Below are 16,190 nucleotides of genomic sequence, written 5' to 3'. Positions count from 1 at the left end.
AGCGGTTACTTACGGCGCAGGGCGGCGATGCGCTCACCGAGTTGGTCCGCGGTGGCCAATGCCGTTGGCGGACCACCGCATTCGCGGCGCAACTCACCGTGGATCACACCGTGCGGCTTGCCGGTGCGATGGTGGTGCATGGCGACCAGGCTGTTGAGCTCACGACGCAGCTCACCCAGCTTATCCGCGGTCGCGACCCGCTCGGCGGCCGAGGCGACCTGCGGACCAGGATCGGGCGTCGCGGCCTCACCGCGTTCGGCGAGTTGCTTCGACTGACGTTCACGCAGCAGCGCCCGCATCTGCTCCGCGTCCAACAGCCCGGGAATCCCGAGGTAGTCCGCCTCCTCGGCGCTGCCCGCGAAAGTGGCTGTGCCGAAGGAGGATCCGTCGTAGATCACCTGGTCGAGTTCGGCGTCCGCGGCGAGTGCGACGAAGGGCTTCTCGTCCTCGCCCGGCTCGTCCTTCTGCTTGTTCGCGTCGATCAGGAGTTCGTCTTCGAGGCCGTTCTGCTCGCGATGCGGCTTGCCGATGACGTGATCGCGCTGCAGTTCCAGCTGTGCGGCCAGATCGAGCAGCACCGGCACCGACGGCAGGAACACGCTGGCGGTCTCGCCTGGCTTGCGTGCACGCACGAACCGGCCGATGGCCTGGGCGAAGTACAGCGGGGTCGAGGCGCTGGTCGCATAGACGCCGACCGCGAGTCGCGGCACGTCGACGCCCTCGGACACCATGCGGACCGCGACCATCCACGGCTGGGTGTTCTTGCTGAATTCGGCGATCCGGTTCGAGGAGGACGGATCATCCGAGAGCACCACCGCGGGCCGCTCGCCGGAGATGTGTTCCAGCAGTTCGGCGTAATCGCGGGCCCGCTCCTGATCGGTGGCGATCACCAGACCACCGGCATCGGGCATACCGGTCGCACGTAGCTGGCGCAGCCGGGTGTCCGCGGCCACGAGCACCTTGGACATCCAGTCGCCTGCTGGATCCAAGGCGGTGCGCCACGCGCGGGCGGTGTGCTCGGCGCTCAGCGGCTCACCGAGGCGGGCCGAATACTCCTCACCCGCGCTGTCGCGCCAGTGCGCCTCACCGGAGTACGCCAGGAAGACGACGGGCCGGACCACGCCGTCGGCCAATGCCTCCGCATAGCCGTAGGTGTGGTCGGCGCGCGAGCGCGGGAAACCGGCTTCATCGGGTTCGTAGATCACGAACGGGATCTGGCTGTCATCGCTGCGGAACGGGGTACCGGTCAGCGCGAGCCGGCGGGTGGCGTCACCGAATGCCTCGGCGGTCGCCTCACCCCAGGACTTCGCATCGCCCGCATGGTGGATCTCGTCGAGAATCACCAGCGTTCTGCGTCTTTCGGTGCGGACACGGTGCCGCGCGGGATGCGAGGCGATCTGTGCGTAGGTGACCACGACGCCGTGATAGTCGCCGGAGGTCGCACCGGTCGCGTTGGAGAAGCGCGAATCCAGCTGAATGCCCACGCGGGCCGCGGATTGGGCCCACTGATGTTTGAGGTGTTCGGTCGGAGCGACCACAGTGACCTGGTCGACGGTGCGGTCGGCCAGCAGTTCGGCCGCGACCCGCAGTGCGAAGGTGGTCTTACCCGCGCCCGGCGTCGCCACTGCGAGAAAGTCCCTGGGCTTGGTGGACAAGTACTTCATCAGGGCCCGGCGCTGCCAAGCACGTAGCGAACCACCTGAGGAACCCGCGGCGCTCGATTTTTGCGAATCGCCCGGTGTTTCCGCTTCTCCCGCCACAGCGGCGCCACCCGACACAGTCACGAAGACGACCCTAGCTGTCCCTCATGGCGTGTCGCCAAACCGACGCGGCGTGGGCGACGGGCGTCACACGCCGAACCCTGCGCCACGCCGTGTTCATCTGCTCCCCATCGACTCGATGCCACGGCAAACCGGAACAATATGCTCGGATGCGCGATGCTGTTAAGCATCATGACCGACGAAAGCGCCCTACCGCGCCACACCCCGGGGGTCGGCGACCAGCCGATCCACAGCGGCGGAGGCGGCGCGGAACCCACGGCGGCGACCTATGCCCGCAACGCCGCAACGCGCGCTGCGCATGCCGCGCGACAGGGTGGCAAACTCGTCGTGCGGGTGGCGGTGAAGTCATGGAACGATTCGATTTTCGCCAAATCCGCGGCTGCGGCGTTCTGGCAGACGATGTCGCTGGCGCCGCTGCTGCTCGGGGTGCTCGGCAGCCTCGGTTACGTCGGGGAATGGTTCGGACCCGATACCGTGGAGATCGTCCAGCAGAAGATCATCGCGTTCAGCCGGGACCTGTTCAGCACCAGTGTGGTGAGCGATCTGATCGAACCGACCGTCACCGATGTGCTCAGTCGCGGACGCGCCGCCTTCGTCTCGGTGGGTTTCGTAATGTCGCTGTGGGCGGGATCCTCGGCCATGTCGACCTTCGTGGATTCGATCGTCGAGGCGCACGGCCAGAAGGATGCCCGGCATCCGGTGTGGCAGCGCATCTTCGCGTTGCTGCTGTATGTGCTGTTCCTGGTGGTCGCGGTATTCCTGCTGCCGCTGATCGCGCTGGGGCCGACATTGATCGGACGGGTGCTGCCGGATTCTTGGCGGGAACCCGGGTTGCGGCTGATCGACTCGTTCTACTACCCGGGTGTCGGCCTGGTACTGATCATCGGGCTCACCACGCTGTACAAGCTGGCACTGCACAAATCGCTGCCGTGGCATCGCTTGTTCGGCGGGGCGCTGGTCGCGGGCGTGTTCTTCATGGCCGCCAGCGAGGGACTGCGCCGCTATCTGTCCTGGGTCACCAGGACAGGTGTCAGCTACGGCGCGCTCGCAACGCCGATCGCATTCCTGCTGTTCACGTTCTTCCTCGGCTTCGCGGTCATCCTCGGCGCCGAATTCAATGCCGCGGTGCAGGAATTCTGGCCCGCTCGCAGCACCCGCATCGATCAGGTGAAGGAATGGTTGTCCAATCAGTTGGGCGGGGACGACTCCGACACCGAACAGGATGATCCGGGCACAGCGAAACCCCCGAACCCACAGGAAGCTCAGGGGCCGATCGAGCGGACACACGACAACGGCGCCGATGCCGGCCGGACACGACTCAGCGCAGCCGGCGATCCGTCATCGGCGTCGGCTCAGTCGCCCTTGCGCAAGCCGTCGTAGACCTTCTTGCAGTCCGGGCAGACCGGCGAGCCGGGCTTCGCCGAGCGGGTCACCGGGAAGACCTCACCGCAGAGGGCGACCACGTGGGTGCCCATGACGGCGCTCTCGGCGATCTTGTCCTTCTTCACGTAGTGGAAGAACTTCGGGGTGTCGTCGCCCGTCGTCTCGTCGGTGGTCGTATCCGGGCGAACCAGAGTGTCGGTACTCACGGATTCCATGATGCCGCATACTCGCAAGCTCGGCTGATGGCGGTCGGTGTTCGTCGAGCTGACCAGGCCATGTGCGGTGCGCCCTCGACAGTGGAAGACTCAGGGTATGCAGCAGTACGGCGACACCCCCGACGCCGACGACATCGGCAGCGGTGATCGCCCGGACGTCGCAATGCCGACGCCACCACGCAAGTCCACCGGCTACTTCCCCGGAAATGACGAGAAGCACCCGGTGCTGATCACCGAGGCCGCGCCGTCACTGGAGGATCAGCACCGCGCCAGGGTTCGCCGCTACACCATCATCATGGCGTTCCGTATCCCCTGCCTGATCCTGGCCGCGATCGCCTACAGCGTCTTCAGCAACGCCCTGCTCTCGATCCTGATCATCACCGCTTCGATCCCCCTCCCCTGGATCGCCGTCCTCATCGCCAACGACCGCCCGCCACGCCGCAAGGACGAACCCAGCCGCTGGGACCGCCCCCGCACCGCCATCGAATCCCGGACGCATCGCGCCATCGATTCCTGAGGCTGGTCGGGGTGAGGTCCAGGGGCAGGGAAGGGTAGGTCGAGCAGGTCCGGGCTGGGGCTGGGGCTGGATGATGCCGCGAGCCACCACGCGGGTGTCGACACGCCGACGATCAAGCCTGGACGAGTGATCACCATGCAATGGTGTAGGCAAACGTGGAGCACGGCCCGCCACCAGCGCATTCTCGGGGTCAGGGGTGGCGGCGGATGGTGGCGGACATGAGGGCTGCGGCGGCGCAGAGGGCGCCGGCGATGTACCAGGCGAGGTTGTAGGAGCCCTGGATGTCGCGGATGACGCCGGCGCCGGTTGCGGCTATGGCGGAGCCGATCTGGTGGGAGGCGAAGACCCAGCCGAAGGCGACGGGGCCGTCGGCACCGAAGAGTTCGCGGCAGAGCATGACCGTGGGCGGGACGGTGGCGATCCAGTCCAGGCCGTAGAAGATGATGAACACCCACATGCTCGGCTGGGTATCCGGCGCGAACAGCGACGGCAGGATCAGCAGCGACAGTCCGCGCAGCGTGTAGTAGCCGACCAGCAGGTAGCGTGGGTCGGCGCGGTCGGTGAGCCAGCCGGAGAAGATAGTGCCCGCAACATCGAAGATGCCGACCAGGGCCAGCAGACCGGCGGCGGTCGTCGGCGGCATGCCGTGATCGTGTGCGGCACTGACGAAGTGGGTGCCGACCAGGCCGTTGGTCGATGCGCCGCAGATCGCGAATCCGCCTGCGAGCAGCCAGAATCCGGGACTGCGCGCGATCGTGGTCAAGACCGTCAGCGCGCGGGTCGCACCGCCGGTCGCCGGCACGCGCAGTCCAACTGTGCTGCCGGGTTCGGCGCCGTACGCGGAAACGCCTGCGTCACTGGGGAAGTCGCGGATGAACAGCAGGACCAGCGGCACCACCGCCAACGCGACACCCGCGACGATCAGCGAGGGCACTCGCCAGCCGTGCTCATGCGCGACAGCGGACACCACCGGCAGGAAGATCAGCTGCCCGGTCGCGCCCGCCGCGGTGAGCACGCCGGTCACCAGTCCGCGCTGGCGCACGAACCAGCGACCGGTGATCGTCGCCACGAACGGCATGGACATCGATCCGACACCGACTCCGACCAAGAGCCCCCAGGTCGCCACCAAATGCCAAGGCTGGGTCATGAATACGGTGAGGCCGCTGCCCGCCGCGACGAGTACCAGTGCGCACGCCACCACCCGGCGGATACCGAATCGGTCCATCAGCGCCGCCGCGAACGGCGAAATCAGCCCGTACAGCAGCAGATTCAGCGAGACAGCGGCCCCGATGGTGCCGTGGGACCAGCCGAACTCCTCGTGCAGCGGATCCAGCAGCACACTCGGGACGGACCGGAACGCCGCCGCGCCCAAGAGCGCGATGAATCCCACACCGGCGACGATCCAGGCTGGGTGCAGCCGCCTCGGCACGGAATCGACAGGTACCCGAGGCGTCTGCAGTTCAGTCACCCGCTGAGCCTGCCGGAATTTCGTGCATCGAACGAGTGGCCGGAATGCCATAAACCGCCAAGATCGTGCCAGTCACGGCCGAGCCGAAACCGGCTCGACAGCATCGCGGGCGACACCTACTGTGTGGCGGGGGTAAGCGACGGGAACTCTCTCAGCGCCAGTGATGTGCGACACATCCGCGCCAACCGGGCGCGGGCGACGCCGAATCACCGGAAGATGCGACAACTGCATGCCCGGCTGCGGCGCGGGAACTCCCGCCAGGAAACAGGAGAAAGCATGATTCGGTGGGTCTGGGCCTTCCTCGACCGCCCGACGCAACGTTTCGACGAATGCGCGACATTCTGGTCGACGATCACCGACACCCAACTCTCGCCGCGACGCGGCGAGAACGACGAATTCCTCACGCTCCTACCGGATCCCGCACTCTTCGCCGCTGCGGGCGTCAAAATGCAGGCGGTGACCGGACTCGGGCGGGTACACCTCGATTTCGACGTCGACGATGTCACCGCCGCGGTCCGCGTCGCACTCGACCTCGACGCCGAACTGGTCGCCAACCACAAGAGCTATGCCGTGCTGCGCTCACCGGGCGGTCAGATCTTCTGCTTCACCCCCAGCGGCCGCGCGAAGGGCACTCCCGCCCCAGCCGTGCGCGCCCCGGACGGCACCCTCACCCGCCTCGACCAGGTCTGCCTCGATATCGGCCCGACCGACCACGCCGCCGAATCCCGCTTCTGGACCACCCTCACCAATTGGGACCTGACGCAGGGCCGCCTGCCCGAATTCGCCCGGCTGCGCGCGAAAGAGCCGATGCCCGTACAGCTTCTGCTGCAGCGCCTCGGCGAGGATCGACCCGCCGGCGCGCACATCGACCTCGCCTCCGCGGATATCGACGCCACCGCCGCCTGGCACGAGTCCCTCGGCGCGACGCTGGTCGAGCGCCATGAGCACTGGATCGTCATGTCCGATCCCGCCGACGCGCCCTACTGCATTACCGGCCGCGACCCGAACGGCGTCTGAGATCGCACGCTGTCCAGCTGACACGACGAGCACGTTTCGGTTGCTGGCGTGTCGCGGTGGCAGAGTACCGGTGTGCCTACCAACCAGACGACCACCGGATCGCTGCTCACCGCGCTGTGCCCCGATCTGCGGGCCGCGCTGACCCGCGTCGGCTACGACGCCGACACGCTGCTGGAAGTGCTCGGCGCCGACGCGCACGCCGCGCTGGGCCGGTCCGAACCGGTACCGGTGCGTCGCGCCGCTCGCCGAGCGGGCGCACTCGGAACCCTGATCCGCCTGTTGCTGCTCGGTGACGCACTGCCCGAACGCGAGGTCGCGGCCGCACTGGCACCGGTGGAGATCGACCGCGCGGTGGCCGCAGGCCTGCTCGCCCGCGACGGTGACGATGTGCGCGCGGCCCTGGACCTGCGTCCGCTCGACGCGGGCGAGGGCACCCGCTGGATCCTGTCCGACCTCGACGATTCGATGTTCCGGCGCACCCTGACCGAGGATCACGTGCTCGGCGTCGGCCACGCCTCCCTGTCGCTGTTGCGCGCTACCCCCACCCGCCGCGTTGGTTCGGTGCTGGACCTGGGCACCGGCTGTGGCGTCCAGGCCGTCCACGCCGCCGCGTACGCGGACCGGGTGACCGCGACCGACGTGAACCCGCGCGCTCTGTGGCTGGCCGAGGCGACGGCCGCACTCAACGGACTCGATATCGAACTTCTGGCCGGTTCCTGGTTCGAGCCGGTGGCCGGTCGCCGCTTCGACCAGGTGGTGGCCAATCCGCCGTTCGTCGTCGGCCCCGCTCGCATCGAACACACCTACCGCGACTCCGGCATCGCCCTCGATGGCGCAAGCGAATTGGTGATCTCGCAAGCCCCCGGCCTGCTCGCCCCCGGTGGCACCGCCGCGACGCTGGCGGCGTGGGTGCATGTGGACGGTGAGGACTGGCGCCAACGCGTCTCGTCCTGGCTACCCGCGCACGGCGTCGACGCCTGGGTGGTCCAACGCGATGTCGCCGATCCGGCCCTCTATGTCGGAACATGGCTGCGTGACGCGGGTTTGGATCCGCGCGACCCGGCCGCACAGGAGCGCGCCGAACAGTGGCTCGACGCCTTTACCGCCGCAGGCGTCGAGGCCATCGGCTTCGGCTTCGTCTACCTGCACGCCATCGACGGTCCGACCGAACTGCTCGCCGAGGACCTGACGCACGGCTTCGACGATCCGCTCGGCGCCGAGGCCACCGCGTATTTCGCGCGCTCGGCCTGGTTGCGCCGCGCCGCCGCCGAGGAAAATCTCGCCTGGTCAACACGTTTCGTGGTCGATCCGGCAACCGCGCTGGAACGGGTCTATCTGCACAGCGAATTCGGTTGGGAACAGCAGGTCGCGCGGCTGCACCGTGGCGACGGACCACGCTGGCAGCACGAAGTCGACGAGTCCACCATCGCACTCGTCGCGGGAATGCACGCCGAGGGTTTGCCGTTACAAGAGCTGATAGAACTGCTCGCGCTCGCCGACGGATCGGGCGAAGTGACCGAGGAGTTCGCGGCCGACGCATTATCCGTGGTGGCCGGATTGGTTCGCCACGGTTTGGTGCGGCCCGTGTAACGAAGCGGCAACCGCTCGCATCCCGCCGGATGCTTCGCGCACGGGCTGGTCCGACAGGGTGGGGTTCTCAGGAACTTCTCAGACGCGAGTGATGGAAACCGCAGTTCAGAGCGGTTTATCGGAGCAGTAGCGGGGAACTTTCTACTTGTCGGGTCCGTTGTTCGGAGTGAGACACCACCGACAGGAGGCAAGTCATGACAAGCCCCGCCACCACTCGTGTGCGCACCAGCGATTCGGACCTCGACGCCCAGAGCCCTGCCGCCGACCTGGTACGTGTGTACCTGAACGGGATCGGCCGTACCGCACTGCTCACGGCAGCCGACGAGGTCGAGCTGGCCAAGCGCATCGAGGCGGGCCTCTATGCGCAGCATCTGCTGGAGACCGGCAAGCGACTGTCGGCCACCCGCAAACGCGATCTGGCCGCCGTCGTTCGCGAAGGCCAGGCCGCGCGCTCGCATCTACTCGAAGCCAACCTCCGGCTCGTGGTCTCCCTCGCCAAGCGCTACACCGGCCGCGGTATGCCGCTGCTGGACCTGATCCAGGAGGGCAACCTCGGCCTGATCAGGGCAATGGAGAAGTTCGACTACGCCAAGGGATTCAAGTTCTCCACCTATGCCACCTGGTGGATTCGGCAGGCCATCACCCGCGGTATGGCTGATCAGAGCCGCACCATCCGCCTCCCCGTGCATCTGGTCGAGCAGGTCAACAAGCTGGCCAGAATCAAGCGGGAACTGCATCAGCAGCTCGGTCGCGAGGCCACCGATGCCGAACTCGCCAACGAGTCCGGCATTCCGGTCGACAAGATCTCCGATCTGCTCGACCACAGCCGCGACCCGGTAAGCCTGGATATGCCGGTCGGCAATGACGAAGAGGCCCCGCTGGGCGATTTCATCGAGGACTCCGAGGCCACCTCGGCCGAATCCGCCGTGATCGCCGGGCTCCTGCACCACGATGTGCGCAGCGTGCTCGCCACCCTGGACGAGCGCGAACAGCAGGTCATCCGGTTGCGCTTCGGCTTGGACGACGGCCAGCCGCGCACCCTCGACCAGATCGGCAAGCTCTTCGGGCTCTCCCGCGAGCGTGTTCGTCAGATCGAGCGTGAGGTCATGTCGAAGCTGCGCAAGGGAGAGCGGGCCGACCGCCTGCGCGCCTACGCCAGCTGATTCTCGCAATAACTCGTGCCGGTGATCCCGGCGCATGCACATGACGCCGGACTACTCCGAAGCCGGTTCGGCGTCCGACTTGGTGACCCTGGACGGTCACCTCGAAACGCCGACCGGTGACCGCGCGTCCCGCCCCCTCCGGGTTCGCGCGAGCCGGTCGGCGAACCCAATTCAATCCCCGCCGAGTCCGTCGTCGACCGCGACGTTCTCTGGTTTCAGTTCGAGTGCGGAGTTCTCGGCCTGCAGATCGAGCAGGATCGCGAAATCCTCGTGTACTCGACCGCTGTCCACACTGGCCTGGACCAGTTGCGCGGTAGCCTCCGCGAGCGGCATCGGCACGTCGCGTCGGCGGGCCGCGTCGAGACCGAGATCGAAATCCTTGCGCAGCAGGATCGGGGTGAAAGTCGGTGTGTAGTCGAGGTTTACGAAGGCAGGGTTTTGTAGCGAGTGAAGACCGAACCCATGACACTGTTGTTGAGGAAGTCCAGGAAGGCCGCGCGAGATACTCCGCCCTTCTCCGCGAGGACGGTGACCTCGGCCATCGACTGGGTGACCACACCGAGGAACAGGTTGTGGCAGATCTTGACCAGCCGCGCCGCATCGCCCGCGCCGACGTAGGTGACGGATTTGCCGATGGTGCGCAGTAGTGGTGCGACGCGTTCATAGACCTCCAGCGGACCCGAGGCCGCGATCGAAAGTCCACCTGCGGCGACCACTTTCGCATTCCCGCTGACCGGTGCGGCTACGAAGCCGACACCACGCAGTTCGCAGGCCGCGCGAATGGTCGCGGAGGATTCCGTCGAGATGGTCGAGCAGTCCACCACTATCGCGGGTGCGGATTTTTCGTCGGCGAGCAGGCCGTCGGCGCCGAGTAGGACCCGTTCAAGGGCGGCTTGGGTGGAGACCATTGTGAACACCACATCGAGGGTGCGCAGATCCGCGATCTGTTCGGCGATTGTGCAGCCGTGCTCGGTCAGTGGTTCGGCCTTGGCCCTAGTTCGGTTCCACACCGTGACCTGGGTGCCCGCAGCAGCCAGGCGGGTGGCCATCGCGGCGCCCATTCTTCCCGCACCGATCCAGCCGACTGCTTGCTGTTGAGGTGATTTCTCTGAGTTCACGCGCACTCCTTACGCAATCGTTTGCAGTCACGATATGCCTGGTGCTTACTATCAGTCAAAGCGAATATTTGCCTAATCCACTGCAAACGAGTGCAGCGCGGCAACCTCGGCCGAGGCGCGCTCGTCGCGACCGCTGTTCATCGCACCGCCGCCGTAGTATTTCTGCAATGCAGGGACCCACGCTCCGGGATGTGGCCGATGCGGCCGGTGTGCATACGGCCACGGCGTCGCGCGCTCTGAACCCGAATGCCCGAGCGTTGGTGAATCCGGAGACTGCGCGGCGGGTGCTGCGGGCGGCGGAAACGCTCGGTTATCGGCCGAATCCGATTGCCAGGAGTCTGAAGACCGCGAAGTCCGGGACGGTCGGGCTGGTTATCCCTGATCTCACCAACCCTCTGTTTCCGCCGATTGTGCGCGGCATCGAGGATGTGTTGGCCCCCGCGGGCTACAGCACCCTCATCGTCAATACCGACGATCGGCCCGATCGCGAGCAAGCGCAGATCACCTCGCTGCGCTCGCGCCAGGCCGAAGGTCTGATCATTGCCACCGCGCTGCTGAAACATCCGCTGCTGCAACAGTTGCACGAGCAGCGCGTGCCGATGGTGCTGGTCAACCGCCGCACCGAGGGACTCGCCGTCGGATCCGTCGCCGCCGATGACGCGGCGGGCATCGGGCTCGCCGTCAAGCATCTCGTCGAGCTGGGCCACCGCCGAATCCTGCACCTCGCAGGCCCGCAGACCACCTCCACCGGTGTCGAGCGCCTGCGCGCCTTCCGCACCGCCGCTCGCGAACACGATCTGGACGACTCCGATCGAATCATGGTATGTGACAGGTGGACCGAAGACGCCGGCGCCCGAGCCCTGCGCACCGCACTGGATTCCGCCGACGATTTCACCGCCATTGTCGCCGGAAACGACCTCATCGCCCTCGGCTGCTACGACGTCTTCGCCGAACGGAACATCATCTGCCCCACCGACATCAGCGTGACCGGTTTCAACGGCATGCCCTACCTCGACAAGCTCAGTCCCGCACTGACCACCATCGCCATCCCCCACCACGACATCGGCCGCGAAGCCGCCCGCATGCTGCTCGAATCCATCGCCGAACCCGACCGCACCCCCCGCTCGGTCCTCCTCCCCCCATCCCTCGTCCCCCGCGCCTCCACCGCCCCACCCCGCCACTGACACATCTGCCCGCGATCGCGACGCCGCTGAGCTGCTCCCGGGCGCAGCCACGGCCCCGCTGTACCGCTCACCACCGAGCAATCCGCTCCATGCGCAAACGGTAGCGGATCGAATCACCGGCTCGGATCTGACGGATTGCGACTTCGGCCCATGCTCCCCTAGCGGCCGCGGTCTCCGATCGAACCGGTCCATGCGCCATGCAATGGCACTTCGAACCACCTGCTCAACCCCGCCGCTGACCGGTTCGCCCGCGATCGCGACGCTGCTGATGGTCTCGGCGCAGCCGCGATCCACGCACCGCCGATCGAACCGTCCGTACGCTATCCGGTCGGCGATTCGCACCAGCCGACGCGAGACCGCGACGCCGATGAGTGCAGCCATTCACCGCCGCGCTGACCGGCCGGCACCAGCAACTCGCACAGCTTCGCGATTTCGTCGACTAGCGCGATGCTCTCGGGCGCTGCCCGTATACCGGCCACGATCGATCGAACCGGCTCATGCGCTGCGCGGCGGCGATTCGCACCTGACGCGGGACTGCGGCCCCCGCGAGTGCCCGCAGATTGCTGCATTGAGCGGCTCGGGGGTCGTGCGGCCCGGGGCGGCGGCGGGTTGCGGGAGCTCAGCCGAGGCGGCGGGGACCGGTGTCGAAGCGGCTGGGTTGGCGGCCGAAGCGGGCTCGGGCGTAGAGGATTGCGGCGGCGTTGGCGGAGGCGAGGACCGGGTCGAAAGATAGTTCGCGAATTTCGGGGAGGTCGTCGAATAGAGCCGAGACGCGTTGGACGAGTTCGACAAGCGCGGGTTTGTCGACGCGGGGGCTGGCGGGGGTGCCGGAGAGGAGTGGGGCGGCGCGAGGGGCGTCGATGAGGGCGGTCGCTTCGTCGGCGGTGAGTGGGAGGGCGCGGTAGGCGCGGTCGCCGAGGAGTTCGATGATCATGCCGGAGAGGCCGAATTCGATGACCGAGCCGAAGGACGGGTCGTCCTGCACCCGCAGCACACAGCCGACGCCGGGGCTGGCCATCTTCTGGATGTGCACGGCGGGATCACCGCATAGTTCCACCAGGTGCGAATAGGCCTGGCGCACGGCTTCCGGCCGCCACAGGTCCAGCCGAACCCCGCTGAGATCCGGTCGGCGCCGCCACATTTCGCCGGTCGCCTTGGCCGCGACCGGATAGCCGAGTTCCTCGGCCGCCGCCACCGCCTCGTCGGCGCTGCGGACCTCGCGGAATTCGACGACGCGAATTCCGTAGCAGTCCAACAGGTCCACCGCTTCCAGATCGGTGAGCCAACGCCCGTCGGATTCGCGCATCCAGCCCGCGACCAGCCGCTCGGCCCGTTCCGCGTCGATGCCCGCCGGACGAACCACGGTCGACACCGGTTTCGTGCGCCATTGCGCGTATCGGTGCGCCCTGGCCAGCGCCCGTGCGGCCCGCTCGGGATCCGGATAGGACGGTATCGAGCCGCGCACCGCCGTACCGCCCGGACCGCGCATGGCCAGTAGGTTCGGAATCCCTTGCTCGGCAACGAAAGTGGTGAGAATGGGTTTCGCCGCATCGGGCACGGCCGCTGCCGCCTCGCGAATGGCATCGGCGAATCCGGCCATCCGCAGCGGCACCGGCGGAGCGAAAACCACGATAATCGCGTCGATCTCGTCCGAGCGCAACGCGGCGACCACCGCGTCCAGATAGGCACCGGGCGTCGCGTCGGGCCCCAAGTTCACCGGATCGCCGATCGACTGCTCGTCCACCACACGCTCGGTCGGGCGCGGTCGCCGTACATTGTCGAACGGCACCGCGGCTGGACGTCGGACCTCGAGCCCCTCACCGCGTGCGGCATCGACGGCCAGCCAGTTCAGCGCCGCGCTGTTGCCGATCACGACGACCCGAGGACCCGTGGGCAGCGGCTGATAGCCCAGCAGCGCGGCACAGTCGAACAGCTCCGAAATCGAGTCGACCTGAACGATTCCCGACTGCGCGAACAGGTCCCGCACGATCGATCGGTCCATATCGCCGGTCGGCTGGGCCCGCGCGGCCAATCGCCCACTGCTCACCGCGACGATCGGTTTACTCCGCGCGACCCGACGCGCGATCCGGGAAAATTTACGCGGATTACCGAAGCTCTCCAGATACAGCAGGATCACATCGGTGGCTGAGTCGGAGTCCCAGTATTGCAGGAGGTCGTTGCCGGATACATCCGCGCGATTACCCGCCGAGACAAAGGTCGACAACCCGAGGTTTCGCGCGGCGGCCTCACCGAGGATGGCCGCACCCAACGGCCCGGACTGACAGAAGAATCCGATGCGCCCGGGCCCAGGCAGTACCGAAGCCAGGGTCGCGTTCAACGAAACCGAGGCATCGGTATTGGCGATGCCGAGCGCGCTCGGCCCGACCACCCGCATCCCGTGTCCACGTGCCGCGGCAACCAACTCGTGTTCGGCGACCACACCACCATCACCGGTCTCCCCGAAGCCCGCGGTCAGCACGACCAATCCCTTGACGCCCTTGGCCATACAGTCGTCCAGAACCGAGCTGATCGCCTCGGGAGGCACGGCAACCACCGCCAGATCCACCTCATCGGGAATATCGCGCACCGTCGGGTAGGCACGCACACCCCGCACCGACCGCCGGTTCGGATTGACCGGGAACACCGGCCCTTGGAAAACCCCGGAAAGCAGATTGGCCAAGATCACTCCGCCGACCCGGGCCGGGCCCACGGTGGCGCCGATCACCGCGACCGAACGCGGCGCGAGCAGATTGCCGACACTGCGCGCCTCGGAGGCGCGTTCGCGCGAATCCCGCACCGACAGCAGGGCTTCGGTGGGATCGATGGCGAACTCCAGATGCAGCACCGAACCGTCCCTGGCGCGCTCGACCTGATAGCCCGCGTCGCGGAATACGGTGACCATCACGGTGTTCTCGGCGAGCACTTCCGCTACGAACGTCTCGATCTTGTTCTCCGCGGCCGCACCCGCCAGATGTTCGAGCAGGATGGAACCGAGCCCGCGTCCCTGATGCTCGTCGGCCACCACGAATGCGACTTCGGCGGCGCGCGGTCCGGTGCGGTCGGTCAGCAACTCGTAGCGGCCGACCGCGATGATCGCCTCACCCAGAACCAGCAGCAGTCCGACCCGGTCGTGGTGGTCGACATGGGTGGAGCGGTACAGATCCTTGGGCGAAATACGCGGATACGGACCGAAGTAGCGCAGGTACCGGGAGCGATCCGACAGTGCCCTGTGGAACTCCTGCAGCCGCTCGGCGTCATCGGGCGTGATCGGGCGCAGTCGCACCACGCCACCGTCCGAGGCGAGTACATCGGCGAACCAGTGCTGTGGCGGCGGAGGCGGTACCGCAGGCGTACTCGGGGAATCCGGGACGGGCGGGTTCTCAGTCACGGGGGTCCTCCGGATCAAGGCCGAGCAACCCGAAGGTGGCTCGGCGCGTAGCCAATACGGCCGTATCGATAGCGCGTTGCGCGCGGTCGGTGCGCGCGTCCCCAGTTTCCCCCGTGCCGCCGGGACCGTCCCACGGGCGGTAGGCGGTGTCACCACCGTCACCCATGGTGCGCGGCGGATCGACGGTCGGCGCCGCGGACTGGATCATATCGATCCAGTCCTGCGGCACCACGGTTTCCGGTGCGATGGTGCGATCCAGCGCGGTCGCGAGCAGATGCGTCCAGGCGCGCGGCACCACCCGCACCAGGCCGTAGCCACCGCCGCCGACGGCGAGCCAACGGCCTTCGGCGTATTCGTCGGCCAGATCGCGCATGGCGATGAAGGCGGCGCGTTGACCGTCGACGGTCAGTTCCATATCGGCGAGTGGGTCCTCCCGATGGGTGTCGACACCGCATTGACTGACCACGATCTGCGGCCGGAACGCCGCCAGCGCACCGGGCACAATCGCGTGAAAGCCGCGCAGCCACTGCGGATCCCGGGTGCCCGGCAGGACCGCCAGATTGATCGCGGTGCCCTCGGCGGCGCCGTGGCCGGTCTCCTCCGGCCAGCCGGTATTGGGCCACAGCGTGGCCGGATGCTGATGAATCGAGATCGTCAGTACTCGGGGGTCGCCGTAAAAGGCGCGCTGCACACCATCACCGTGATGCACGTCGACATCGATGTAGGCGATCCGATCGAATCCGTTGTCCAGCAGCCAGGAGATGGCCACGGCCGCATCGTTGTAGATGCAGAATCCGGCCGCCGAATCCGGCATCGCGTGGTGCATGCCGCCGCCGATGCTCACTGCGCGCCGGGTACGCCCCTGGGCGATCTCGCGTGCCGCGGTCAGTGTGCCGCCGACGATCACCGAGGCCGCCTGATGCATCCGCGGGAACACCGGATTATCCGGTGAGCCGAGACCGTACGGCGGTGCGAGCGGCGCACCCGCGGGCGGTGCGGCATGTTCGACGGCCTCGATGTAGTCCGCGGTATGGATGCGCAGCAAATCGGACACTTCGGCCCGCTCGGGCACCAATCGCTCGACACCGTCGAGTAATCCGAGACTTTCCGCCAGGGCCATGGTGAACTGCAGGCGCGCCGGTTTCATGGGGTGCTCCGGCGTCCATGCGTAGTCGAGGAAGTGATCGGTCCAGACAACCGTGCCGGATCGCGCCTCGAGATCGCTTTCGTCGAGCGGCGCGGACTGTTCGCCGTGCGGTGCAGTGGCCATGCTCGCAACGCTACGCGGGAAGGTAACGGCCCCGTTGGACGTTCGTATGCAGTAGAAATACAAGCAAGAGCGAATACGGTGACAGGCCGTGCGCCG

13 protein-coding genes are annotated in these 16,190 nt (G+C 67.2%); 6 read left to right on the top strand and 7 right to left on the bottom strand.

Annotated elements, in window-relative coordinates; translation table 11 throughout:
- Positions 1-5: 5 nt before the first annotated feature.
- Complete coding sequence (locus ACZ60G_RS30745; protein WP_433527440.1) at positions 6-1,664, bottom strand: DEAD/DEAH box helicase; 1,659 nt, start codon at positions 1,662-1,664, stop codon at positions 6-8.
- A 288-nt stretch (positions 1,665-1,952) separates the two neighbouring features.
- Here ACZ60G_RS30745 and ACZ60G_RS30740 point away from each other — a divergent pair, with 288 nt between their 5' ends.
- Entirely contained in the window at positions 1,953-3,161 is a 1,209-nt protein-coding gene (locus tag ACZ60G_RS30740; RefSeq protein WP_465814440.1) for a YihY/virulence factor BrkB family protein, read from the top strand.
- Here ACZ60G_RS30740 and ACZ60G_RS30735 read toward each other — a convergent pair.
- Positions 3,134-3,370 (bottom strand): DUF3039 domain-containing protein, encoded by a 237-nt coding sequence (locus ACZ60G_RS30735; RefSeq protein WP_433597995.1) that lies wholly within the window; start codon positions 3,368-3,370, stop codon positions 3,134-3,136. The genes ACZ60G_RS30740 and ACZ60G_RS30735 overlap by 28 nt on opposite strands.
- Before the next feature lie 172 nt (positions 3,371-3,542).
- Here ACZ60G_RS30735 and ACZ60G_RS30730 point away from each other — a divergent pair, with 172 nt between their 5' ends.
- The gene (locus ACZ60G_RS30730; protein ID WP_465814497.1) at positions 3,543-3,896 is read left to right on the top strand and encodes a DUF3099 domain-containing protein; all 354 of its coding nucleotides are present in this window, start codon (positions 3,543-3,545) and stop codon (positions 3,894-3,896) included.
- Between the two features lie 190 nt (positions 3,897-4,086).
- Here the strand turns inward: ACZ60G_RS30730 and ACZ60G_RS30725 are convergent, their stop codons facing one another.
- The gene (locus tag ACZ60G_RS30725; protein ID WP_465814438.1) at positions 4,087-5,364 is read right to left on the bottom strand and encodes an MFS transporter; all 1,278 of its coding nucleotides are present in this window, start codon (positions 5,362-5,364) and stop codon (positions 4,087-4,089) included.
- Positions 5,365-5,640: 276 nt separating this feature from the next.
- On the opposite strand from ACZ60G_RS30725, the gene ACZ60G_RS30720 reads away from it, so the two are divergent.
- From ACZ60G_RS30720 to ACZ60G_RS30710, 3 genes are all read left to right on the top strand, one after another.
- Positions 5,641-6,381: a VOC family protein gene (locus tag ACZ60G_RS30720; protein WP_465814436.1), complete on the top strand. Its 741-nt coding sequence runs from the start codon at positions 5,641-5,643 to the stop codon at positions 6,379-6,381.
- A 72-nt stretch (positions 6,382-6,453) separates the two neighbouring features.
- On the top strand, positions 6,454-7,971 hold the full coding sequence (locus ACZ60G_RS30715) for a DUF7782 domain-containing protein (protein ID WP_465814434.1): 1,518 nt from the start codon (positions 6,454-6,456) through the stop codon (positions 7,969-7,971).
- A 194-nt stretch (positions 7,972-8,165) separates the two neighbouring features.
- Positions 8,166-9,134 (top strand): sigma-70 family RNA polymerase sigma factor, encoded by a 969-nt coding sequence (locus tag ACZ60G_RS30710; RefSeq protein ID WP_063043586.1) that lies wholly within the window; start codon positions 8,166-8,168, stop codon positions 9,132-9,134.
- Between the two features lie 171 nt (positions 9,135-9,305).
- Here ACZ60G_RS30710 and ACZ60G_RS30705 read toward each other — a convergent pair whose 3' ends face one another.
- Together ACZ60G_RS30705 and ACZ60G_RS30700 are read right to left on the bottom strand one after the other, a co-directional pair.
- A complete protein-coding gene (locus ACZ60G_RS30705; RefSeq protein ID WP_465814495.1) occupies positions 9,306-9,521 on the bottom strand; it encodes a hypothetical protein in 216 nt (71 codons plus the stop codon).
- 35 nt (positions 9,522-9,556) lie between these two features.
- The gene (locus ACZ60G_RS30700) at positions 9,557-10,252 is read right to left on the bottom strand and encodes an NAD(P)-dependent oxidoreductase (protein ID WP_465814432.1); all 696 of its coding nucleotides are present in this window, start codon (positions 10,250-10,252) and stop codon (positions 9,557-9,559) included.
- Between the two features lie 167 nt (positions 10,253-10,419).
- Between ACZ60G_RS30700 and ACZ60G_RS30695 the strand changes: the two genes are divergently transcribed.
- The gene (locus ACZ60G_RS30695; RefSeq protein ID WP_465814430.1) at positions 10,420-11,436 is read left to right on the top strand and encodes a LacI family DNA-binding transcriptional regulator; all 1,017 of its coding nucleotides are present in this window, start codon (positions 10,420-10,422) and stop codon (positions 11,434-11,436) included.
- A 619-nt stretch (positions 11,437-12,055) separates the two neighbouring features.
- Here ACZ60G_RS30695 and ACZ60G_RS30690 read toward each other — a convergent pair.
- Both ACZ60G_RS30690 and ACZ60G_RS30685 read right to left on the bottom strand, forming a co-directional pair.
- Entirely contained in the window at positions 12,056-14,824 is a 2,769-nt protein-coding gene (locus ACZ60G_RS30690; protein WP_465814428.1) for a bifunctional acetate--CoA ligase family protein/GNAT family N-acetyltransferase, read from the bottom strand.
- Complete coding sequence (locus tag ACZ60G_RS30685; protein ID WP_465814426.1) at positions 14,817-16,094, bottom strand: acetoin utilization protein AcuC; 1,278 nt, start codon at positions 16,092-16,094, stop codon at positions 14,817-14,819. Before ACZ60G_RS30685 ends, ACZ60G_RS30690 begins: the two co-directional genes overlap by 8 nt.
- Between the last annotated feature and the right edge of the window lie 96 nt (positions 16,095-16,190).

The sequence above is a fragment of the Nocardia sp. NPDC102475 genome (assembly GCF_055584605.1).
This window is presented reverse-complemented; position numbering and strand designations above follow the sequence as displayed.

Excerpts from the sequence above, each read along its gene's own strand:
- ACZ60G_RS30710 (WP_063043586.1), top strand. The coding sequence starts at position 8,166 with ATGACAAGCCCCGCCACCACTCGTGTGCGCACCAGCGATTCGGACCTC.
- ACZ60G_RS30730 (WP_465814497.1), top strand. The coding sequence starts at position 3,543 with ATGCCGACGCCACCACGCAAGTCCACCGGCTACTTCCCCGGAAATGAC.
- ACZ60G_RS30740 (WP_465814440.1), top strand. The coding sequence starts at position 1,953 with ATGACCGACGAAAGCGCCCTACCGCGCCACACCCCGGGGGTCGGCGAC.
- ACZ60G_RS30685 (WP_465814426.1), bottom strand. The coding sequence starts at position 16,094 with ATGGCCACTGCACCGCACGGCGAACAGTCCGCGCCGCTCGACGAAAGC.
- ACZ60G_RS30745 (WP_433527440.1), bottom strand. The coding sequence starts at position 1,664 with ATGAAGTACTTGTCCACCAAGCCCAGGGACTTTCTCGCAGTGGCGACG.
- ACZ60G_RS30720 (WP_465814436.1), top strand. The coding sequence starts at position 5,641 with ATGATTCGGTGGGTCTGGGCCTTCCTCGACCGCCCGACGCAACGTTTC.
- ACZ60G_RS30695 (WP_465814430.1), top strand. The coding sequence starts at position 10,420 with ATGCAGGGACCCACGCTCCGGGATGTGGCCGATGCGGCCGGTGTGCAT.